This window comes from Halostagnicola kamekurae (assembly GCF_900116205.1).
Taxonomy (GTDB): domain Archaea; phylum Halobacteriota; class Halobacteria; order Halobacteriales; family Natrialbaceae; genus Halostagnicola; species Halostagnicola kamekurae.
This window is the reverse complement of record NZ_FOZS01000001.1, coordinates 269902-291322: the sequence shown is the minus strand read 5'-3', so window position 1 is coordinate 291322 and position 21421 is coordinate 269902. Positions and strand designations below refer to the sequence as shown.

The window sequence follows — 21421 nt, the reverse complement described above, 5'->3', positions numbered from 1 at the left end:
GAGCACCCGTTCGTCTCGAATCGTTCGTTTTCTACAGTATTCGGCGGATACAGTGACCGTATCGCGAGTCACACGCTCGAGTCGCTCGCTCGCATCCGTATCGCCGTCGTAGCGTTCGCTCGAATCTGTCCCGCCGTTGTCTCGATTGCTCGCGTCCCGCCGCCGTTCAATCGCGACAGTCTCGCGTCCCGTAACCGTTCCTGCCAGTTTCTCGGGTTCACGCGTTCAGCTCCGCCCGTCGCCGAGCGCTATCCGCGCGTGTTCTCTCTCCCACGTTCGAACGAGATCCGCGAGGAGTCGATTCGTCGGGACCTCGAGCCCGTGTTCGGCCGCTCGGTCGACCACGTAGCCGCTGATCGAATCGATCTCCGTTCGCCGCCCGGCGAGGACGTCCTGTGCCATCGAGGAGGTGTTCGCCCGCGTCTCCGCTGCCACTGATTCCATCGCCTCGAGGGCGTCCCGGTTCGAGAGCGACACGCCGGTCGCGCGAGCGGTTCGGGCCGTTTCGCGCGTCGCGGCGCGGGCGACGGCGTTCGCCGGCGACTCGAGCACCGCGCCGTTTTCGGTCGCCGTCAGCGCGGTGATCGGGTTGATGCCGGCGTTGACCGCGAGCTTTCGCCAGCGTCGAACCGGCATGTCCTCGGCGACTGTCGTCTCGAGGCCCGCTCGTTCGAACGCCTCGCCGACCGCCGTCGCGAGCGAAGAGCGGCCGCCGTCGCGCGGGCCGAGGGTAATCTCGCCGACCCCCGTACACTCGACGAAGCCGGGCTCTCGAAGTATCGCGCCGTAAGTCACGGTTCCCGACAGAACCGGTGCCTCGAGCGACTCGGCGAGCGTCGCTTCGTTTCCCATCCCGTTCTGAACGGAGAGCACCGCATCGAAGCGACCCGTCGCCAACGTTTTCGCCGCCGACTCGGTGTCGAAGGCTTTGACCGCGACCACCGCCAGGTCGGCCTCGAGCCCCGCGCCGTCGGTCGTCGCGCGCGGGTGGACGACGGCCTCGAGTTCGCCCTCGAGTCGAATCCCGTCCGCGCGGACAGCGTCGGCGTGGGCCTCGCGCGCGACGAGCGTGACCTCGTGTTCGCGCGCGAGCACCGCGCCGAGGAGACTGCCGAGGCTTCCGGCCCCGAAGACGACGATCTGCATGGCTCGAGGTGGAACCAGCGCGGTGAAACCGTTTTCGCCTCCGCTCGAGGAGAACAAAAGTGGATGGCGGTGACTGGCGAGTACGGCAGGGTGAGGCGGTGGTCAGTCCTCGGTCCAGTAGTAGATGTCCTCCTTGCCGGTGCCACACGACGGGCAGGTGTCGGGGATATCGTGGTCGAGTTTGCCCATCTCGCCACACACCTGACAGCGCCACATGAGTTCCGCTTCGCCGAACTCCTTGCCCGAGCGGACGTGTTCGACGCTCATTCCCTCGATACCCTCTCGGAGCGTGACGTAGAACCCGTTTTCATCGAATCCACGGATCCGTCCGACCTTGGTCCCATCCTCGGCGTAGACGTTCGTTCCGAATCCAAGGCGTGTCGTGTCGTCGGCCATGGCCTAGGCGACCACACGAGCCTGCATAAAGGGACAGCAGTATGTGACCGTTGGGTCCATTTAGTGCGGACCGACGGATTACATGAAGTCCTCGATGCCGGACTGCTTGTTTTTGTCGTTCTCGAAGATACTCTCGAGGGACTTCTCGAGCACCTCCAGACGCTGTTTCGTGTAGGGCCGGCAGTCGTACTCCTCGGCGACTTCGATCGCGGTTTGCATGTACTTGTTCACCGAGCCCTGGTGGACGGTGAGGTTGACCCGACCCCCACACTCTCGACAGGTTTCGGTCAGGGGCATTCGGCGGAACTTCTCGCCGCAGTCGAGACACCGCGTTTCCTGCCGGGAGAACGCCCGCAGATTACCGATCAGGTCCGGCAGGAAGTGGTACTCGATGACCCGCTCGGCGACGTCCGTCTCGTCGACGGCCTCGAGCTTGCGCGAGAGCTCGAGCTGGGCGTCCATCTTGTCCATCATCGACCCCAGCGTCTTGTACGCCGAGAGGTCGGGCCCCATCGCGATGTCGCTCGTGTCGTGGGTGTGCTCGAAACCGGTGTACTCCTGGTCCGTGCCGAGCGTTTCCTCGGCGATCTGTACGTCGACTTCGCCGGGATCTGCCATCTCGAGGGTCGCCTCGTAGAACTCGCGGGGGTATCTCGAGACGACGTCGATGTTGTGTGCCTCGTCGTCGATTTCGGATGGATCGATTCTCGAGGACATGACCAGCGGCGCGTCCATCTTCCCCCCGCGTTGGTCTGGCAGAAAACTCATACTAAAGTTCAATAGGCCGTCCATGAGGAGCATCACGCAGTCTTCGTCACCATCACAATTCCGCCGTTTTGCGGCGTGGAAGTACGGATGAGCGTATCCGACTGCCGCGCTCGTGAAACCAATCACCCTTCCGACAGTTGCAGCGCTCGTGTGCGGAGCCATCCCGAAGACGAGTTCGCCGACTAGCTCCTCGCGTTCCTCGAGTTCGTAGAAGGGCTCGAGGCCGTAGTACTGCTCGAGTAAGTCGTCGATGAAATCGGCCGTCTGGAGCATGTGCTCGGCCGCGCCGTCCGAGAGGACGATGTCCTGTACTTTGAGTTCGACCAGTTGGTCCTCGTGGACGAGCGCTTCGCCGTGGATGTCCTCCTCGTAGCCGAGCGCCTGCAGTTGGCCGACGTCGACGTCGAGTTCGCTCGCGCGAACCGACGTGACCGGGAGGTCGGTCATGTCGTAGCGGACGGTGCCGTCTTTGAACGAGGAAACGTCGTGTTTCGCCCGTAGAATCCCCTTCTCCATCGGTTCCGGGATCTTGTCCGCGGAGGTCAACCCCTTGACGCCCTTCAGGATGTCGAAGGCGTTCTCGCGTTCGCCGACGGTCTCGAGTGCGTCTCGGTACTCCTCGTTGAGGTCGATTTCTCGGGGTTCGACGCAGGTCGCCTCGGTGTCACAGCGGTCGCACTCGACGCGGCCGGCCTCGTCCGGTTCGATCGCCGAGTCACAGGACGGACAGCGGTAGTCGGGTTCGGTTCGAGCGCCACAGTCCGGACAGCGGTTCTTGAACGTCTCCGTCTCGCAGGACACACAGCGTTGGCGGCCGATCTGGATCTCGACGACGCCCGGCGTGTCGGACATCGTGTCGGCGTGTTTGCCGGCCTTGGCGATGTCGCGCTGTGCACCGCCGGCTTCCCCGATGGGAAAGAGGGTGTGAACCGCGGGACTGAGGTCGCGACTCTCGGACTTCTCCGGTCGACCCATGCGGTTGCCGATCCGGGTCGGGGCGCGCTCGCGGACGGTAAAGGGTGCGACCTCGTTGACCGCCTCGATCGCGTTCTCGCCGCCGCTCGAGTCCCGCTCGCCGCCGGAGTCCGTCTTCTCCGAACGACCCCACGTGCGCGCTCGCTCCGAGAGGTCGTCGTCGGTCCACGTTCGAGTCAACTCCCCGGCTTCGTCGCGAACGACCCCGAGCGTCCGCGCCAGGGGGAGCCAGTCGTCAACCTCGAGTCGATCCTCGCGCTGGCGGTGTTCGACGATGATCGTCTCGAGGGCGTCTCGAACCGTCTCCGAGCGCTCTACGACGAGCGTCTCGCCGGCGTTTTCGATGCGGGCGTTCGCGACCGCCTCGGCGAGCGCACAGAAGTCGTCGACGGCCAGGTCGTGCCAGAGATAGGTGTATTCGGGGTGGAGGGGCGCGTCGTACTCTTCGGCCCACTCGAGGGCGGTTTCGGCGGGCGGGTGTTCGGCGTCGATCCGCGGATCGTCGAGCAGCGCCTGGGCGTCCGCACCGGCCTCGTCCATGTCCTGAATCCACCACTCGAAGACGTACGAGGCAGGCGCAAGCGGATGGTTGTTCTCGACGAACTCGCCGTAGTTGACCAGATACTCGCCGATGTCGAGGATCTCCTCGACGCCGTTTCTGATCTCGAGGGCCTCCTCGGGGTCGTCGATGCGTCGAACGTCGCCGTTCGCGAGTTTGACGGTCGGCCCCTCGATGGAGTCGACGGGGACGACGCCGTGGGCTTTCCCCGGTCGCTCGGTCTTGATCTGCGTGCCGGTCGCGAGGAAGTCGTCGACCAGATGCATCGTCGCCGGGTGGACGCCGCCGGTCGCGAAGCCGTGGTTGCGCGATCGGCCGTAGCGCAGTCGAAAACCGCCTTTCGCGCTCGGATGAGAGAAGACCGGCCGACCGGCGATCAGGTCCCGGAGGAACTTCTTCGAGGGATCGGGCCGAACCGGGCCGGCCGACTCGGGCAGTGGGCCGTCTTCGTCGCCGGCGGCTTCGGCATCGGCCTCGCCGTCGGTGTCCGTTTCGTCGTCTGCGTTTGCTTCCGACTCGTCCGTGGTGTCCTCGTCGTCGCCGTCGTCCTCGTAGTAGTTGCCGTCGATGAGGTCCTGTAGCCAGGGCCAGTCGATCTCCTCGAGCTGGGAAGTGTACCGCTGGATCTTCGGCGCTTTCAGCGCGATCCCCTCCGCGAGCACGAGACACATCCCGCCGCGCGCGGAGTTGGTGTCGACCCGCTCTAGGTCGCGAAAGCCGGAGACCTCCTCGTCGCCGGTCGCCTCGCCGTCTAGCATGATCGGGAGGTGTTTGGCGATGAACTTCGTCTCGGGATCCTTCGGCGAGTACTGCAGCCCGGTCTCCTTGTCGTACAGCGAGATCTCCTCGGCGTACCGTTCGACCTCCTCGGAGCGGGCGTTGTACTGGTCGATGCCGACGAGCGCGCGCGTGTAGTCGCCGACGAGCACCGAAAGCGCCTGCGCGGTGCCGCCCGCCGAGCGGATCGGTCCGGCGTAGTAGACGTTGACGAACTCCGTGCCGTCGTCGTTCTCGAGGAGTTCGACCTTGTCGATGCCCTCGATAGGGGCGGCGACGACGCCTTCGGTCAACAGCGCGACGGCCGTGCGAACCGCGCCCTCGATCTTGCCGGCTCGCGTCTCGTAGTCGCCGACGTCGCCCTCCGCGAAGTCCTCCGCGAGCGCCAGGGCCGCCTCCTCGCGGCTCATCTGGCCCTCGAGTTCGCGGACGCGTTCGGCGACGCCGTCGATGCCGAGGATGTTCTCGACGCGGTCGGCCATGTCCTTGGCGACCGGAATCTCGACCTCGGGTTCGGGGTCCGCGCCGCGTTGCTTGGCGGTCTCGGCGACGTCGAACGCCTCGTCGAGTTGCGATTCCAGTCGCGAGAAATACTGCCGGTCTGCCTCGCGCATCTCAGAGCCAGAGATCGAGCGCGGTCGTCTCGTCGTATTCGCGCACCAGGTCGTCCTCGAAGACGCGCATGTACACTTCGCCGGCCCAGACCGTCGCTTCGTTGAGGTGGCCGGAAATCGTCTCGCCGTCGGCGTCCGAGAGGACGACGTGCGTGTGCGCGAACCGCTCGTCGTCCAGCCAGGCGACGTTGCCCACGCAACTCGCGACCTCGAGCGGCTCGTCAGCGTCGATCGTATAGTACTCGAGGTCGTTCTGATCGTAGAAGGCGAGTTCGGCGTCCTGGACAGCACCCAGTGCGGTAAACCACGCCGCGCCGGCGTCGACCTCGGCCGCCAGCGATTCGATCTCAGCCCGCCAGTCCGCTCCCGTCTCGAGGCGGGCGACGTACTCCGCGTCCGTCTCGACTTCGCTGTAGTTCATACCACGCACCACTATCCCGCGATAGAAAAATACCACCGATCGTGAGAGACGAGCGGGTGTTCGGACGATCCCGGAGATCGGCAGTCAGCACGCGGTTCTCGTCTCGCGTCTCGAGCGGCCCTACAGCGACCGGCGGTAGCCACACGACGGGCAGCGCAGCGTGCCGTCCGCGACGATGAGGTGGCTCCGACCGCAGTGGCCACAGGGGCCGTCCATCGAGACGCCGGCCTCGCGGGCGACGGCGCTGAGGGTGTTCTGAAGGCGGCCGAGGCGGCGTTCGGTCGCCTCCAAGCGCGCCGTCATCTGCTCGAGTTCGGCGCTGAGAGCGCGCTGGCGACTCCGGGCGCGTTTCCTATCTGGGAGTTGGGTTTTTCGAGGGGTCACGGGTCATCGCGCCCAGTACGCGGCCAGAGGACAAAACCGTGCTGTCCGGCCGGAACGCCGAGCGAAGTCGTTCCGCGAGCGCGTCGATCCGTACCCGTGGTAGTTTTTGCCAGCTTCGGACACAACGGAAGGGTTTACCCTGTCGACGCAATTGACTCGCGCATGAAGGTTCTGGTTACGGATCCTATCGCTGACGCGGGGCTCGAGGTCCTCACGGACGCCGGCTACGACGTCGAAACGGCATACGAACTCGAGGGCGAGGCGCTCCTCGAGGCGGTCTCGGACGCCGACGGACTCATCGTTCGCTCCGGGACGGAGGTCACCGAGACGGTCCTCGAGGCCGCCGATGACCTGGCGATCGTCGGCCGGGCGGGCATCGGCGTCGACAACATCGACATCGACGCCGCGACCGACGAAGGCGTGATCGTCGCGAACGCGCCGGAGGGCAACGTCCGAGCGGCGGCCGAACACACCGTCGCGATGACGTTCGCGGCCGCGCGATCGATTCCGCAGGCACACGTCCGCCTGAAGGACGGCGAGTGGGCCAAAAGCGACTACCTCGGGACCGAACTCGACGACAAGACCCTCGGCGTCGTCGGCCTCGGCCGCGTCGGCCAGGAGGTCGCGAAGAAACTCGACTCGATGGGGATGGACATCGTCGCCTACGACCCGTACATCTCGGAGGATCGTGCAGAACGCATCGGCGCCGAGCTCGTCGAATTCGAAGCGTGTCTCGAGGCGGCGGACTTCGTGACCGTGCACACGCCGCTGACCCCCGAAACAGAGGGGCTCATCAGCGACGAGGAACTCGACCTGCTCGAGGGGGGCTACCTGATCAACTGCGCCCGCGGCGGCGTCGTCGACGAGGACGCGCTCGCGGCGAAAGTCGAAGACGGCACCCTCGAGGGGGCCGCACTTGACGTCTTCGCCGAGGAACCGCTCTCCGAGGACTCGCCGCTGCTTTTCGTCGACGACGTGATCGTGACGCCCCACCTCGGCGCGTCGACGGAGGCCGCCCAAGAGAACGTCGCCACCCAGACCGCAGAGCAGGTCGTCGCCGCCATCGAGGGCGAGCCGGTCGCGAACGCGCTGAACGCCCCCTCGATCGACGAGAGCGCGTTCCCGCGCGTCGAGCCGTACATCGACCTCGCCGAAACCGCTGGTAAGGTCGCCGCCCAGTTGCTCGACGGTCGCACCGAAAGCGTCGAGGTGACCTACGAGGGCGACATCGCGGACGAAGACATCGAGTTCGTCACCGCGAGCGCACTCAAGGGCGTCTTCGAACCGCTCGAGTGGCAGGTCAACACCGTCAACGCGCCCCAGATCGCCGAAGATCGCGGCGTCGACGTCACCGAATCGAAGACCCGACAGGCCGCCGACTTCCAGAGCCTGATCTCCGTGACCGTCGGCAACGGCGACTCGGAGCTATCGGTCGACGGAACGCTCTTCGCCGGCAACGACCCCCGGATCGTCCGCATCGACGGCTACCGCGTGGACGCGATCCCCCACGGTCGGATGGTCATCACGCGAAACACCGACGAACCGGGCGTCATCGGCCTCATCGGTTCGATCATGGGCAAACACGGCGTCAACATCGCCGGGATGTTCAACGCCCGCGAGACCATCGGCGGCGAGGCGCTCACCGTCTACAACGTCGACAGCGACATTCCGGAGGCCGCTCGAGCGGAGCTCGAGGCCGACGACCGGATCATCGGCGTCTCGGACATCACCCTGAACGGCCAGAGCTGAGCGCCCGCTCGCCGTTCGGAGCTTCCGCGACCGGCACGTTCTTCGTTCCGATCCCCCGATAGTCAGTATGGACGACCCACAGTCGGATCCGACGAGCGCTCCCGAGCAGTCCCCGCCAACCGGTCCCCCCTCGCGGTCGGGGCTGATCGCGGTGCTGGGATCGATCGGATATATCGTCGGCGCGTACGTCTTCACGTTCGCCGTCCTCATCGTGCTGATGATCGGGGCCATGCTTTACCTGGCCGCGACCACCGGGACCGTCGAGCAGTTCAACTCGATCATGGAGGGCGAGAGCTACGTCCTCCTCGCCGGCCTGGAGTCGGGACTGCTGGGACTGGGCGCGTTCGGGCTCGCCGCGCTGTCGGCCGCACGCGGCTGGATACCGAAACCCGAGTTCGGGCTCTCGAGGCCGACGCCTCGCCAGATCGGCGTGAGTCTCCTCGCCATCGCCGGACTCGTCGTGCTCCAGGCCGCGCTCTCGCTTGCCAGTTCCGCGCTCGGAATCTCCGCCTCGGAACACTCGCTGATCGGCGGCGACGTCTCGCCGTACTACTACGTCGCACTCGCCGTCATCTCGATTCTCGTGATCGGCCCCGCCGAGGAGTTGCTGTTCCGGGGGCTAATCCAGAACTACATGCGCCCCGCGTTCGGCTCTACCGGAGCGATCGTCGGGACCTCGCTGCTGTTCTCGAGCTTGCACCTCATGGCGTACCTCACGACGACGCTCTCGGCCGCCGTCGTCTCGCTCGGGGTCGTCTTCGTCCTGTCGCTTGCCTTCGGCTGGCTCTACGAGCGGTACAACAATCTCTATCTGGTAATGTGGATCCACGGCGGCTACAACGCGACGCTTTTCTTGCTGCAGGCGAGCCTCTAACCCGCTTTCACTCGCCAGCCCACCACTCCCCGGAGACGTGTTCGACGGTTCGAGTCTGGAACGGGTCGGGGTACTCCTCGGACTCGAGGCCGTGGAACGCGCCGAGGTAGTAGCCGACGAACCAGCCGATCGTATCCGCGCGGGGTATCGCCAGCCCCACGCTGTAGTCGTCGGTGTCGATTTCGGGTTCCGACACGCCCGCACACGACGCGGATTCGTTCGCGTCGCAGTACTCGCGGTCATCGGCGACGACGACCGAGACGTTCTCCGAGCGGTCGGCATCGATCGAATCGGATCGAGCGGGGTCGGTGGTACTCCCCGACTCGGAGCCGACGTCGATTTCGGTCGTTTGCAGGTCGTAGGAAACGGTTTGCTCGAGATTGCCGTCGGCCCACTCGTCCCAGTAGTCGAGTGCGCGCTCGGTTTGTTCGCGAGCCGTCTCGTGATCGTGGTACTTCCGATCGAGCAAGAGCGTGACCTCGGGGCGTTGTTCGGCCGGCGTCACGCTCTCGGTGGCCTGCATGATCGGCTGGGGCTCGTCGTCGTGATCGAGTCCAAGCGTGTGCCCAAGTTCGTGGATGAGCGTGTCCTCGGTGCTCGAGTTCGTCCAGCCGGCTTCGATGGCGATCTCGGTCGTAGCGGGCGCTCGATCGGTGACGAGATCCGCACAGCCGATCGTGCGCGTATCGAACCCATCGCAGGCAGTGATGTTCTCCCGCCAGTCGATCTGTACGTCGGGATTCGTCGTGTCGGGCTCGAGCGTGTACTCGATCGGATAGCCCGCGTACTCGCTCGCGTTTTCCTCCCAGTATGCGAGTGCGTTCGCGACGAGCGGAGTGACGTTTCGCTCGGCCGCGCTGGTGTCGAGACCGACCGTGAGCGTGTCCTTCCCGTACGGATTCTCGGAGTGTACGTCCGCGGTATTCGGCGCGGGTTCGTTGCCCATCGGATCGATTGGGACGCTCGCACAGCCCGAGAGGGCGAGGAGCACGACAAGCGCGAGCGCGAGACGAGCGGTTGACACGCCTGACTGTCCGGCAAGCGAGTAGAAAACTCTGATGTCCGGCGTGTCACGTATCCAACACCCGGAGTCCGCCACTCCGATCTACCCGAGCTCGGCCACGACTCAACGCGAGAGTACCTGACCCGCCGGTACGTGTGGGATCGTTCGCCGAGCCGATCAGTCCTCGACGTAGCTCTCGACCGCGAGACCTTCCACGGCGGAGAAGTCGCCGTCTCGAGTCACGAGCGTTCCGCCGGCCTCGCGGGTGACGCCCGCGATCAGCACGTCCATCTGATTGATCGGCGTTCCGGCGGCCAGCAACTCGGCGTCGATTAGTGCCGCCTCGCGTGCCGCGTCGTACGTCAGCGCGACAGTGTCGAGCCACTCGAGACTATTCTCGAGTTCGGAAAGACCATCGGGACCGGCCTGACGCGCTCGGTATCGGTAGATCTCGTATATCACAACTGCCGGGGCGAACCACGCTCGCGACGGCCGGTCCTCTATAAACGACCGAGCGTCGTCGTGATGTTCGGTCGTCGGGTCCAGAAAATCGACGAGCGCGTTACTGTCCAAACAGTTCACGTTCTCTCTCCGTAACGTCCTGATCGAATTTTTCGCGGAACTCGTCGCGATCGGCGGCGAGTCCGGGGAACTTCCCCGCCGACTCGAGGGGGTTCGCCTCGGTGTCGGTGAGGCGGTTGACCACGTCGGTAAAGCTCTCGTCTTCGCGTTTGTGGTCTTTCAACCGATTGTAGGCGTCTTCGGTTAGCGAGATGGTTTTCGACCCCATGTACACATACACATACGCAGAGACAGCGGATAAACATATCGACGTGCCACTCAAGTTCGCGAATCGAAACGGCGAGTCACGAACCGATCACCCGTCCGACTGCGGATCGAATCCCACCGTTCCCAGAATCTCGAGTGCAGCAAAAGACCTATCGCTCTCGATGGACTTTCCTCGGAGTATGGACGACGATATCGACGTCGATTTCGGCGACGACGGGCTGGTTCCGGCGATAGCCCAGGACGCCGAGTCGGGCGACGTGTTGATGCTCGCGTACGTCTCTCCGGACGCCCTCGAGCGGACGAGAGAGACCGGCAGAGCCCACTACTACTCGCGGAGCCGCGAGGAACTGTGGGAGAAGGGCAAGACCAGCGGTCACACCCAGCAGGTGGCGGAGGTTCGAGTCGACTGCGACGCCGACACGCTGCTCTATCTCGTCGAGCAGGAGGGCGGGGCCTGTCACACGGGCCACCGGTCGTGTTTCTATCGAACGGTAGACGGCGAAAACGTCGGCGAGCAGGTGTTCGACCCCGACGCGGTCTACGAGTAACGTCGAGTCGCGTCGGAGCGCCGCGACGAACCACACCGCCACTCGAGATAGCGAACCCACACCGACACTCCAAACACAATGAGCGAATCCGTTCATCGCGCGGACTCCGAGGCGCTCGCGGAGCTGCGAGACGCCCGCGAGCGACTCGAGACGGCACAGCAACGAATCGAACGACAGGGCGGCGGCGACGAGGCGGCGGTCGAAGACGCCGCGGCGGCCTACCGAAACGCGACCGAGTTACTGGAATCGTACGTCGACCGCGCGACCGGCACCGGCCGGGAGAACTTCCAGGCCTACATCGAACTCGAGGGGAAGTTCGACTCGCTCGTGGAGGGGCTCGACGACGATCTTCGGGGTCGAGAAGCCTTCGAGGCCGCGCTCGACGCGATCGACAAGCGCCGGCTCAGCGAGTCCGACTTCGAGCAGGCTGAAGCCGAACTCGAGCCGGCAAAGCAGTACGCGGACCTGATCGACGAGCGCGAAGCCGCGCGCGAGGCGCTGGGTGCGGCCCGGACGAACGCCAGCCAGCGCCTCGGGGAGATCGACGACGAACTCGCGGAGGCCGAACGGTTGCTCGAGCTCTCTCACGCCGATTTCGACGCGCCGGTCGAGCGGCTTCGGGAGCCGATCGAAGCCTACGACGAGGCGGTTCGGGAGGCGTTCGAGGAGTATCGAAGCAACGCCTCGGCACGGGAGGTGTTCGCGTTCCTGAGTCGAACGCGCTGGTATCCGTTCGTCGAGTACGAACTGCCCCCCGCAGACCTCGAGTCCTACGTCGAGACGAATCCCGCGGGCGAGTACACGGTCGAGGAACTGCTCGAGTACGCCGAGTACACCCGCTCGAAGCTGTCTCACTACGTCGACGACGCCGACGAACTCAAGCGGCAGGTGGCCACCCAGCAGACCTACCTCGACGGCATCGACGCCGAGCCGTTGACCGTCGGCTGGCCGCCCGAGCCCGCGGGCGTCCTCCGCCGGCAGACGCGCGAGTACCGGCCGTTTGTCGACCGGATCGCCGACGAGGAGACGGTATCGCTGCTGCGAGAGGTTCGCTTATTCGCCCGCGATTCTGACTACGACCGGCTGCAGACGGCGGCTCAGGCGGTCGACCGGCTCACGCCCGACGAGCGCAGGCGGCTGGCCGACGGGCAGGTCGAGGACGAACTCGAGGCGCTTCGAAACGAACGAGAGCAGTTAGAGGCGGCCCTCGAGGTCGACGATCCGGTGTAGTCGACTCCACGTCCGGCAATACGAACCAGCACGCGGCGGAGTATTTCCACGGATGCGGACGAACGACCGCCCATGAGCCACAGCCTCCTCGTTCCGATTGTGCCTATCACCTGCTCGCGAGCGGAATCGCGATGACCGCGGCGATGGATCCGGGACCGATCGGTGGGCTTCGACTCGAGCCAGCGGCGTGCTCGCGACGGAACGGTGAGGAGCGCGACGCGTAAAGAGAGGGGGGGTGGCGAGATCAGGCGTCGTTTTTCGCTTCGGCCAGCGCCCGGTACATATCGCCCGCGAGTTCCTCGGCGCGACTCGAGTCGCGGGCCTCCGCGTAGATCCGGACGAGTGGTTCGGTGCCGGAGGGGCGGGCGAGCACCCAGGCGTCGCCGTGATCGAGACGGTAGCCGTCGCGCGTGTTGAGCTCTGCATCGGAGGTTTTGGCCTGGTTCGCCGCCGCGTCGATCATCGCGTCGCGTTCGGCCGTCGAGTCGTACTCGATGTTGCGGCGGACGTTGGCGTAGCCGCCGTAGGGTTCGACGATGTCGCTCACCGACCGATCGGCGACGAGTTCGAGGAATCGAGCGGCTGTGAAGGCCCCGTCCCGCGAGAGGCGGAATCCGGGGAAGAAAATGCCGCCGTTTCCTTCGCCTGCGACCGGCACGCGCCGACCGTTTTCCTCGAGTTCCTCGATCCGCGTGATGATGTTCGTCGAGCCGATCGGCGTGAGTTCGATGGACGCGCCGACGTCGTTGACCACGTCGACCAGCCGCTGGGAGACGTTGACCGCGGAGACGGTCGTATCGCCGGGCTCGAGTTCGGCCGCGGCGAGCGCTGCGAGCGTCGCGTCGCCCTCGACGTACTCGCCGGTTTCGTCGAAGAAGATGGCCCGGTCGGCGTCGCCGTCGTGGGCGATCCCGACGTCGGCGTCGGTCGCGCGGACGAGTCGGCCGAGGTCCTCGAGGTTGTCGGGGACCGGTTCGGGGTCGCGGCCGGGGAAGTGACCGTCGGCCTGTCCGTTGACGGTGATAACGCGACAGCCGAGATCGCGGAAGAACTCGGGGCTGACGAGCGAGCCCGCGCCGTGGCCCGGATCGAGGGCGATAGTCAGGTCGCCGGCGGCAATTTTCTCGCCGTCGACGGCAGAGCGCAGTTCGTCGATGTAGTCCCGTCGCACGCCGTCGACGTCGCGGCTCCGGCCGGTTTCGTCCCACGCGGCGACGTCGAACGACTCGGCGAGCAGCGCCTCCTCGATGCGCTCTAGGTCGTCGATCGCCAGTTCGACGCCGTCGCTACCGACGAGTTTGACGCCGTTGTACTGGGGCGGGTTGTGCGAGGCCGTGATGACGATCGTCGGAACGCCCTCGCGCTCGGCGTAAAACTGCGCGCCCGGCGTCGGTAAAATCCCGAGTCGATCGACGTCGGTCCCGGTGCTGACGATGCCGCTGGCGGCCGCATCGGCGAGCATGCGGCCGGTGTGGCGAGTGTCTCGAGCGATCGCAATCCGGTCGACGTCCCAGGCTGTGCCCGCGGCTTTGGCGACGCGCAGGACGAACTCCGGCGTCAGTTCCTCGTTGGCGACGCCCCGGGTCCCGCTCGATCCGAACACTTTCATCGACGAACACTGGGCGCGGACGCCCCAAAGTGGTTCCGGACGGTGCTCCCTTCGGGCTTCGCACAGCCGAGTCAACCACAGCCCGTCGCCACGTAGAACGGACGACGCGGCGCCGTCGCCAAGCAGAATGTTTTCGACGCTCCCGGCCGAGGGCTCGAGTATGAGCACGATCGACGAAAAACGCGTCTACGGCGAGAGCGGGGGCGCACTCGACGCCTACGTCGGGAGTTCGATGGGAGTCGTCCACGTGAGACTGTCGGACAGCGCCGTCGGCGAGTTTTCGCTCTGTCACCGAGCGGAGACGCGAGACGTTGCCGCCTGTCCCGGTTCGATCGCCGTCGCGACCGACGAGGACGTGCTGGTGGCGGATCCGACCGATCCCGACTCGTTCGCCGAGACGGAATTTGGCCCCGCTGTGGCCGCGAGCTACCACGGAGACGCGCTCCTCGCGGCCGGACCCGACGGCCGTATCGCCCGACTGGACGGTGGCGACGGGCGAGACGCCGAGGGCTGGGAGACGCTCTCTGGTTCTCTCGAGGCCGACGTACAGGCGATGGACGGCGACCTGCTCGGAACCGACCGCGGCGTCTACCGCGTCCACGACGGCGGGCTCGATCACGCGGGACTGAGCGACGTTCGCGACGTCTCCGCCGCCGGGGTTCCGCTCGCGGCGACCGAGTCGGGGCTGTACAAACTCGGCAACGGGTGGATGGAGATTAGATCCGGCTCCACGGAAATCGTCGCGGCCGATCCGGGCAGCGAGTCGGGTCACCTAGAGCAGGCGCACGCGGTCTCCGACGGGGTCGTCTACGAATACGCGGCCCACGGTGACGAGGCGGGAGACTGGGTTCGGGACGAGGAGTGGGCAACCGCCGGCGGATCGGACGACAGCGATGGGGGCGCGGCCTCGAGCGATGCGATCGTCGGGTTCGGCTACGGCGACACCGTCTACGCGGTCTCGACCGACGGGACGGTTTTCGCGGCCGACGACACCGGCTGGCGGCCTCACGTCCTCGGCGTCACCGGCGTGACGGGAATCGCGGTTCCGACGGTCGAAGCCGATGGCGACGTGTGACGCGCGTCTGACGAAGGCTTACTGTGACGGAATTTATAGGATGGATCGATGGGAGATCGAACACGACGGCAGATGCTGGCCGTCGCAAGTACGACGGCGGTGGGTGCGGTCGCCGGGTGCATGGGATCGGGCGACGGCGACCCCGATGGGGCGACAGACGACGGTGGGAACGAAACCACCGGCGACGAAAGCGGCGGACCCGATGGTGGGACAGACGAATCGGGATCGACTGCACAGACCGGCACTATACTCGGAGACATCACCGTCGAAAACTTGGACGAGACGAGCCACACGGTCGACGTTATCGTCGAGTTCGGCGGCGAAATAGAAGAGTGGACCACCGAGACCCTCGAGACCAGCGGTGATAGCACGACCCTCGAGCGAAACTGGCCCAGCGAACCCGGCTCGTTCAGCGTCGTCGCGCGCCTCGACGGCGACTCGGTTCGCGAGGTGACGCCGGCCGACTGGAACGATCCGGACTGTTTCAACCTGTTCATCAGCGTCAGGAGCGACGGCAGCGTGACGATGGCGAGCGGGACCTCCGGCGGTCCGTGCGGGTCGGGCGACGCCGACGCTGACGACGCGACCGAAGCGGAGTGAGGACACACGGCCGCTGCATCGTTGAACGGATCAGAGACGCTGAACGGATCAGAGACGGAGAACGAAAACGGGTTTAGCCAGCGGCCAGACTCTGCGAGTATGATCGTCAGCGGATCTGCCTCGCAGTCGCTCGCCGCCTCGCTCGCCCGCGTTCTCGACGAACCGCTCGCGACCGCCACTTACGATCGGTTTCCGGACGGGGAAACGCTCGCCGCGGTCCCGGCGTTCGACGGCGACCGGGCCGTCGTCGTCGCGTCGACGGTCTCGAACGACGCGCACGTCGAACTCCTGCAACTGCAGGACGCAGTCCGCGAAGCGGGGGCCGAGGAAGTCGTCACGGTGCTCCCCTACATGGGATACGGCCGGCAGGACGACGCGTTCGAACCGGGACACCCGATCTCCGCTCGAGCGGTCGCTCGCGCTATCTCGACGGGCGCCGATCGCGTGCTGACGGTCACTCCTCACGAGCGCGACGTCTGCGAGTTTTTCGAACCGACGGCGACCGCGGTCGACGCCGCGGGACGCCTCGCGGAACCGTTGCCCGACGCGCTCGAGGACCCCGTGTTCCTCTCGCCGGACGCCGGAGCGATAGACCTCGCCGAGACGGTCCGCGACGCCTACGGTGCGGGCGAGACGGACTACTTCGAGAAGACGCGGCGCTCGGGAACCGAGGTCGAAATCACTCCGAGCGACGTCGAGGTCGCCGGCCGGGACGTCGTCGTCACGGACGACATCATCGCGACGGGGTCGACGATGAGCGAGGCCGTCGCCGTCCTCGCCGAGCGCGGCGTCGACCGCGTGTTCGTCACCTGCGTTCACCCGCTTTTGGTCCACAACGCCTATACGAAGCTCTCGAGTGCGGGCGTCGAAGCGATCTACGGGACCGACACGGTCGAACGGCCGGTCAGTTCGGTCTCAGTCGCGCCGGCCATCGCCGAGGAACTGTGATCTCGTCACCGGGGCCAACTCGAGCAGTTTCTCGGCGAGAAAATCCGACAGCATACTTATAAGAGAGTCGCGTCTTTTCTCGGTCGATGCTATCGAAACGGTCGCTGCTCCGTCGCGCCCTCGCGGTCGCCGGCGTCGGAGCCATCGCCAGCGGGACAGCCGGTGCCACACCGAACGCGCGATCGGCGGCGTTGGGAACCCAGTACGGGTACGACGCCGGAGCGGTCGCCGACGCCGAAACGACGGCTATCGCAAGCGTCGACCGGTCGATACTGGACGTTACCGGCCTTCCCGAGGCCGCCAGAGCCCCGTTCGAGGAACTCCGCCGACGCTACTCGTCGGTCTCGCTCGAGGACGTCGAACGCGTCAGCGCGAGCGCGGCGCTCGACGGCGAAACGATCACCGGCGGCTGTGCTGTCGCAACCGGCTCGTTCAACAGGCGAGCGATCAGAACGGAAGCCGGGGCGTACGGCTTGTCCGAGGTCGGCTCGGACGGGGACCGCCACCGGATGGAGATCGACGGCGCTCCGCAGAGTTTGACGGGAACCGGCTCGAGTACCACCACGACGCCCACGACCGACGACCCGACGACGGCCGATCGGCTCGCCGCCGAGGACAAACCCTACGCCATCGGTCTCGGCGACTCGACGCTCGCTGTCGGGTACGGAAGCGAATCCACCGACGCCCGAACCCACGTCGACGCGGCGCTCGTCGCCGACGACCGGTCGCGCTCGAGCGAGGCGAACCTCGATCTGAACGAGACGTACGGCTCGCTCCCATCCCTGCTCTCCGGACACGCCGTCGCGTGTGCGTCGCTGGACTCGGCGACGCGGGAGGCGCTGTGTGATCGATTGACCGACGCGCCGGAAGCGTTCAGGTCCGCGGTTCGGGCCGCACGAGCCACCGGCGTCGCCCTGCAGGCGGGCCCGACGCGAAGTCGGCTCCGGTACGGCATCGTCGCCGACCCGGACCGACTCTCGGTCGACACCGTCGTAGACATCGTCAGTCAGGCGACCTCGGGATCGGGGTCGCTCGAGAACGAGGGCGTCTACCGCGACGGCTGGACGTTCGTCGTCGACGCCTCCGTCGAGACCGAGAAGCTGTGGACGGCCCACGGATCCTTCCTCGCGAGCGGCTCCGACGATCGCTGACGGCCGATCGACGACGCGAACGGTCTCGAGCGAGAACAATCGTGTTTTGAAACGGTCCGATACGCAACAGAACGGCGACGAGTAGCCGTCGCATTCGCCCACGCGACGGCGATCAGTCCGATGCTTCCGCGACCGACAGCGACTCGATCGCGATCTCGGCATCCACCTTTTTCTCGTCGGGTTCGCTATCGCTTACCACTCCTCGAAAAACCTGGTCTAAAAAGCTGCCTCGCACCGCTCGGCAGTTCTAATCCGAGGCTTCCGCAACCGACAGCGACTCGATCGCGATCTCCATCGTAACACCTTCGACATCCCACTCCTTGCGGTAGCCGTCCTCGAGCGACCCGCGTTCGTCGGCGCGGACTTCCTCGCGGATCAACTCGTCGTGGTCGGCGACGAGGTCGGCGACGCGGTCGTCTTCGATCTCGAGGTCGAGCGCGATGCGCTCTTCGACATCGAGATCGAGTTCCTTGCGCATCTCCTGAACCCGGCGGACGACCTCCCGAGCGTAGCCTTCGCTCTCGATGTCTTCGGTGAGCGAGGCGTCGACGTAGACGACGCCGCGGTCGTCGCCGTCGAGGCCGAACGCGGTGCCGGCGATGTCGTCGGGGGTCTCGGTGACGAACGAGACCATCTCGTCGGTGATCTCCTCGCCGTCTTCGAGTGCGTCCTCGACCGCCGACTCGAGCGATTCGAGGGTCGGCTCCTCGACGCGGGCCTCGTTGAGCGCGGTCATGACCTCGCCGGCGCGGCCGCCGAAGGCGGGACCGAGTTCGCTCATGTCCGCTTCGGCGCTGTAGGCGAGTTCGCCCCACTGCTCGCCCGGTTCGACGAGTTCGACCTCGCGGGAGTTGAGCCGATCCGCGAGCAAGTCGGTGTGGCGGGAGACGGCCTCGACGACGCGGTCGTCGTCCGCGGCGACCACGACGCGCGTGATCGGCCAGCGGAGCTTGCGACCGGCCTGCTGGCGGGCGTTCGCACCCGCCTCCTCGATGGCGCGCAGCAGTGCCACGTCGGTCTCGAGTTCCGGGTCCTCCCAGGTTTCCTCGACCGCGGGCCAGTCGCACATGTGGACGGTGTCGTGTTCGTCCTCGCCGGTGAGCGTGCCGTAGATCTCTTCGGTGATGAACGGCGCGTAGGGTGCGAGCAGGGCGACTGTCTCTCGGAGGACGCGGTAGATCGTCGCGTAGGCGGCCTCCTTCGAGGCGCTGTCGTCTTCCTCCCACATCCGCTCGCGGACAGCCTGAATGTAAAAGCGGGAGACGTCGTCGACGACGAACTCGAGCAGCGCATCGAGCGCGCGGTCCTGTCGGAACTCCTCGAAGGCCTCGGTCATCTCGGCTTTGGTCGACTGCAGGCGCGCGAGGATCCACTCGTCGACCAGTTCGAGGTCGTCTTCGAGCGACTCGAGGTCGCTCTCGGTGGGGTCGAACTCGTCCAAGCGCATGTACGGTAGCGGGAACCGGAAGACGTTCCAGAGGGTTCGAAGCTGGTTCTCCAGGGTCGCCATCTCGTCCCACGAGAAGCGCATGTCCTCTCCCTGCGGGTTCGCCGAGAGCAAGAACAGCCGCATCGCATCCGAACCGTGGCGCTCGATGGCCTCGTCGGGTTCGACGACGTTGCCGACCGACTTGGACATCTTGCGGCCGTCCTCGTCGAGCGCGTGGCCGTGCATGAGGACCTCGTCGTAGGGCACTTCGCCCATCGCCGCCGTGCCCATTCCGAGCTGGGACCAGAACCAGCCCCGCGTCTGGTCGTGAGCCTCGAGGATGAAGTCAGCGGGCCAGAGCTCGTCGAATTCGGTCTCGTCCGACGGGTAGTTCAGGGTGCCCCACGAGGCGACCGAGGAGTCGAGCCAGACGTCGAAGACGTCCGGAACGCGGGTGTAGGTCGTGTCGTCCTCGGTGATCGTCAGGTCGTCGACGGTATCCTTGTGGAGATCGACCGTCTCGGCGTCGATATCCTGATCGACGCGTTCTGCGAGTTCCTCGCGGTCGCTAACGACGATCATGTCCTGGTCGTCGTCCCGCCCCTCGGGCGTCCAGACGGGGAGCGGAATCCCCCAGTAGCGCTGGCGGGAGACGTTCCAGTCAGGGGCATCCTCGACGAAGTCCCGGAAGCGGTTGTCCCGCGCCCAGTCTGGATGCCACTCGCTGTCCTCGACGTTCTCGAGGAGTTCGTCTTTGACGTCGGTGATCGTGATGAACCACTGCTCGGTGACGATCTGAAGGATGCCCGTGTCACAGCGCCAGCAGTGACCGTAGCTGTGGTGGGTGTGGCCGGCGGCGAGCATCGCGCCCTTGGCCTCGAGATCGGCGATGATCTGCTCGTCTGCGTCCTTGACGTATTGACCCTCGTACGTACCCGCTTCGTCGGTGTAGACGCCGTCGCCGCCGACGGGACAGAAGACCGGCAGGTCGAGTTCCGTCCCGCGTTCGAAGTCCTCCTCACCGTGGCCCGGCGCGGAGTGGACGAGCCCGGTGCCGTCGCCGTGAGTGTCGACGTAGTCGCCGGCGTAGACCTCGAGCGCGCCCTCGACGTCGACGTGGTCGGGGACCTCCTCGGCGAGCGGGTGCTCGTAAGACCAGCCGAGCAGGTCCTCGCCTGTCAGCTCCTCGACGACCTCGTAGTCCTCGTAGCGACCTTCTTTGAGGACTTCCTCGTGTTTGGCCTCGGCGAGATAGAGGAGTTCCTCCTCACCGTCTTTCTCCGCTCGAACGCCGACGTAGTCGCCCTCTTCGTCGACGGCGACGAAGGTGTTGGCGGGGATGGTCCACGGGGTCGTCGTCCAGATGACGATCGATCCGTCTCGATCCTCGAGGTCGAATTTGACGTAGATCGAGGGGTCCTCGACGTCCTCGTACTCGACTTCGTTGTTCGCGATGGCGGTTTCACAGCGCGGACACTGCGATATCGAGCGGTGGCCCTTCTCGACGAGCCCGCGGTCTGCGGCCTTCGAAAAGCCCCACCAGGCGGCCTCCATGTACTCCGGAGAGAGGGTCTTGTAGGGATCGTCCCAGTCCATCCAGACGCCGAAGGATTTGAAGTCCTCCTGGAGCCCCTCGAGTTGCTCTTCTGCGTACTCCTTGCAGGCGTCGATGAAGTTCTCCTCGCCGAATTCCTCGATGTCCTTTTTGTTCTCGAACCCGAGATTTTCCTCGACCTGGGTTTCGATCGGGAGGCCGTGCATGTCGTAGCCCGGCCGGTCCGTCACGTCGTAGCCGCACATCCGAAGGTAGCGGATGTAGACGTCTTTCAGTGACTTGTTCCAGGTCGTCCCCATGTGGGCGGACCCGGAGGTGTACGGCGGGCCGTCGACGAAGAAAAACGACTCGCCGTCCGCGCGATGCTCGACCGTTTGCTCGTAGGCGTCGACGTCGTCCCAGTACTCGAAGACCCGCTGCTCAACCGCTTCGGGGTCGTACTGGTCGTCGACCTCGCCGAACCTGCTCATGGCTGTGCTAATTCGCTGGGGAAGTAAAGAGGAATCGATATCGCAGGTCGGCCATAGAGCGACCGGCCGAAGACATCTCGACGCGGCGGCGAACTCAGTTTCGGACCAGGTTCGCGAGCAGTTTCTGATATCCGATGCCGTAGATACCCGCGTAGAGCATCACGAAGCCGATGGCGGCGAGCCACAGCGCGAGCGTCCCCTCGCTGGCAGCGATGTGTTGAAAGCTCGCGTACTCGACGACGAGACCGCCCGCGGTGAGAACGCCAGCGCCGATCGTGTAGAGTACCAGCGTGACGAGTTCGACCCCCAGTTCTGCGTTCATGGAGGTCACCTACCCACCGGGCGACTGTA

19 protein-coding genes are annotated in these 21421 nt (G+C 65.7%); 8 read left to right on the top strand and 11 right to left on the bottom strand.

The genetic code is table 11. From position 1 onward, the window contains the following. Positions 1-225: 225 nt before the first annotated feature. The 5 genes from BM348_RS01435 to BM348_RS01415 all read right to left on the bottom strand — a co-directional run bounded on the left by BM348_RS01435 (position 226) and on the right by BM348_RS01415 (position 6040). Positions 226-1146 (bottom strand): ketopantoate reductase family protein, encoded by a 921-nt coding sequence (locus BM348_RS01435; protein ID WP_092900963.1) that lies wholly within the window; start codon positions 1144-1146, stop codon positions 226-228. 102 nt (positions 1147-1248) lie between these two features. Next, on the bottom strand, positions 1249-1542 hold the full coding sequence (locus tag BM348_RS01430; protein ID WP_092900960.1) for a DUF7130 family rubredoxin-like protein: 294 nt from the start codon (positions 1540-1542) through the stop codon (positions 1249-1251). Positions 1543-1620: 78 nt separating this feature from the next. Then, positions 1621-5235, bottom strand: a complete 3615-nt coding sequence (locus BM348_RS01425; protein ID WP_092900957.1) for a DNA polymerase II large subunit — start codon at positions 5233-5235, stop codon at positions 1621-1623. A 1-nt stretch (position 5236) separates the two neighbouring features. Further along, on the bottom strand, positions 5237-5656 hold the full coding sequence (locus BM348_RS01420; RefSeq protein ID WP_092900954.1) for a PPC domain-containing DNA-binding protein: 420 nt from the start codon (positions 5654-5656) through the stop codon (positions 5237-5239). A gap of 120 nt (positions 5657-5776) precedes the next feature. Next, positions 5777-6040, bottom strand: a complete 264-nt coding sequence (locus tag BM348_RS01415; RefSeq protein WP_092900951.1) for a hypothetical protein — start codon at positions 6038-6040, stop codon at positions 5777-5779. A 162-nt stretch (positions 6041-6202) separates the two neighbouring features. Between BM348_RS01415 and serA the strand changes: the two genes are divergently transcribed. Continuing rightward, positions 6203-7789 (top strand): phosphoglycerate dehydrogenase, encoded by a 1587-nt coding sequence (serA, locus tag BM348_RS01410; RefSeq protein ID WP_092900948.1) that lies wholly within the window; start codon positions 6203-6205, stop codon positions 7787-7789. 67 nt (positions 7790-7856) lie between these two features. After that, positions 7857-8663, top strand: a complete 807-nt coding sequence (locus BM348_RS01405; protein ID WP_092900945.1) for a CPBP family intramembrane glutamic endopeptidase — start codon at positions 7857-7859, stop codon at positions 8661-8663. A gap of 7 nt (positions 8664-8670) precedes the next feature. Here the strand turns inward: BM348_RS01405 and BM348_RS01400 are convergent, their stop codons facing one another. From BM348_RS01400 to BM348_RS01390, 3 genes are all read right to left on the bottom strand, one after another. After that, positions 8671-9687, bottom strand: a complete 1017-nt coding sequence (locus BM348_RS01400; RefSeq protein WP_092900942.1) for a matrixin family metalloprotease — start codon at positions 9685-9687, stop codon at positions 8671-8673. A 156-nt stretch (positions 9688-9843) separates the two neighbouring features. Beyond that, entirely contained in the window at positions 9844-10248 is a 405-nt protein-coding gene (locus BM348_RS01395) for a PIN domain-containing protein (RefSeq protein ID WP_092900939.1), read from the bottom strand. After that, positions 10229-10456 (bottom strand): antitoxin VapB family protein, encoded by a 228-nt coding sequence (locus tag BM348_RS01390; protein WP_092900936.1) that lies wholly within the window; start codon positions 10454-10456, stop codon positions 10229-10231. Before BM348_RS01390 ends, BM348_RS01395 begins: the two co-directional genes overlap by 20 nt. 178 nt (positions 10457-10634) lie before the next feature. Here BM348_RS01390 and hisI point away from each other — a divergent pair, with 178 nt between their 5' ends. Further along, positions 10635-11003, top strand: a complete 369-nt coding sequence (gene hisI / locus BM348_RS01385) for a phosphoribosyl-AMP cyclohydrolase (protein WP_092903534.1) — start codon at positions 10635-10637, stop codon at positions 11001-11003. A gap of 78 nt (positions 11004-11081) precedes the next feature. Further along, the gene (locus tag BM348_RS01380) at positions 11082-12233 is read left to right on the top strand and encodes a DUF7118 family protein (RefSeq protein WP_092900933.1); all 1152 of its coding nucleotides are present in this window, start codon (positions 11082-11084) and stop codon (positions 12231-12233) included. A 244-nt stretch (positions 12234-12477) separates the two neighbouring features. On the opposite strand, the gene glmM is transcribed toward BM348_RS01380, so the two are convergent. Next, positions 12478-13842, bottom strand: a complete 1365-nt coding sequence (glmM, locus tag BM348_RS01375; protein ID WP_092900930.1) for a phosphoglucosamine mutase — start codon at positions 13840-13842, stop codon at positions 12478-12480. Between the two features lie 160 nt (positions 13843-14002). Between glmM and BM348_RS01370 the strand changes: the two genes are divergently transcribed. The 4 genes from BM348_RS01370 (at position 14003) to BM348_RS01355 (ending at position 17616) form a co-directional block, all read left to right on the top strand. Beyond that, on the top strand, positions 14003-14917 hold the full coding sequence (locus BM348_RS01370) for an HVO_0234 family beta-propeller protein (RefSeq protein ID WP_092903532.1): 915 nt from the start codon (positions 14003-14005) through the stop codon (positions 14915-14917). Between the two features lie 48 nt (positions 14918-14965). After that, entirely contained in the window at positions 14966-15517 is a 552-nt protein-coding gene (locus BM348_RS01365) for a hypothetical protein (RefSeq protein WP_092900927.1), read from the top strand. A 99-nt stretch (positions 15518-15616) separates the two neighbouring features. Continuing rightward, a complete protein-coding gene (locus BM348_RS01360) occupies positions 15617-16465 on the top strand; it encodes a ribose-phosphate diphosphokinase (protein ID WP_092900924.1) in 849 nt (282 codons plus the stop codon). An 86-nt stretch (positions 16466-16551) separates the two neighbouring features. Next, on the top strand, positions 16552-17616 hold the full coding sequence (locus BM348_RS01355; RefSeq protein ID WP_092900921.1) for a hypothetical protein: 1065 nt from the start codon (positions 16552-16554) through the stop codon (positions 17614-17616). A gap of 247 nt (positions 17617-17863) precedes the next feature. Here the strand turns inward: BM348_RS01355 and ileS are convergent, their stop codons facing one another. Together ileS and BM348_RS01345 are read right to left on the bottom strand one after the other, a co-directional pair. Next, complete coding sequence (gene ileS / locus BM348_RS01350) at positions 17864-21070, bottom strand: isoleucine--tRNA ligase (protein WP_092900918.1); 3207 nt, start codon at positions 21068-21070, stop codon at positions 17864-17866. Between the two features lie 94 nt (positions 21071-21164). Further along, complete coding sequence (locus BM348_RS01345; RefSeq protein WP_092900915.1) at positions 21165-21392, bottom strand: hypothetical protein; 228 nt, start codon at positions 21390-21392, stop codon at positions 21165-21167. Positions 21393-21421 lie beyond the last annotated feature (29 nt).

Coding starts and splice junctions, on each gene's coding strand:
- BM348_RS01435 (WP_092900963.1), bottom strand. CDS start 1,146: ATGCAGATCGTCGTCTTCGGGGCCGGAAGCCTCGGCAGTCTCCTCGGC.
- BM348_RS01430 (WP_092900960.1), bottom strand. CDS start 1,542: ATGGCCGACGACACGACACGCCTTGGATTCGGAACGAACGTCTACGCC.
- BM348_RS01425 (WP_092900957.1), bottom strand. CDS start 5,235: ATGCGCGAGGCAGACCGGCAGTATTTCTCGCGACTGGAATCGCAACTC.
- BM348_RS01420 (WP_092900954.1), bottom strand. CDS start 5,656: ATGAACTACAGCGAAGTCGAGACGGACGCGGAGTACGTCGCCCGCCTC.
- serA (WP_092900948.1), top strand. CDS start 6,203: ATGAAGGTTCTGGTTACGGATCCTATCGCTGACGCGGGGCTCGAGGTC.
- BM348_RS01405 (WP_092900945.1), top strand. CDS start 7,857: ATGGACGACCCACAGTCGGATCCGACGAGCGCTCCCGAGCAGTCCCCG.
- BM348_RS01390 (WP_092900936.1), bottom strand. CDS start 10,456: ATGGGGTCGAAAACCATCTCGCTAACCGAAGACGCCTACAATCGGTTG.
- hisI (WP_092903534.1), top strand. CDS start 10,635: ATGGACGACGATATCGACGTCGATTTCGGCGACGACGGGCTGGTTCCG.
- BM348_RS01380 (WP_092900933.1), top strand. CDS start 11,082: ATGAGCGAATCCGTTCATCGCGCGGACTCCGAGGCGCTCGCGGAGCTG.
- glmM (WP_092900930.1), bottom strand. CDS start 13,842: ATGAAAGTGTTCGGATCGAGCGGGACCCGGGGCGTCGCCAACGAGGAA.
- BM348_RS01370 (WP_092903532.1), top strand. CDS start 14,003: ATGAGCACGATCGACGAAAAACGCGTCTACGGCGAGAGCGGGGGCGCA.
- BM348_RS01365 (WP_092900927.1), top strand. CDS start 14,966: ATGGGAGATCGAACACGACGGCAGATGCTGGCCGTCGCAAGTACGACG.
- BM348_RS01360 (WP_092900924.1), top strand. CDS start 15,617: ATGATCGTCAGCGGATCTGCCTCGCAGTCGCTCGCCGCCTCGCTCGCC.
- BM348_RS01355 (WP_092900921.1), top strand. CDS start 16,552: ATGCTATCGAAACGGTCGCTGCTCCGTCGCGCCCTCGCGGTCGCCGGC.
- ileS (WP_092900918.1), bottom strand. CDS start 21,070: ATGAGCAGGTTCGGCGAGGTCGACGACCAGTACGACCCCGAAGCGGTT.
- BM348_RS01345 (WP_092900915.1), bottom strand. CDS start 21,392: ATGAACGCAGAACTGGGGGTCGAACTCGTCACGCTGGTACTCTACACG.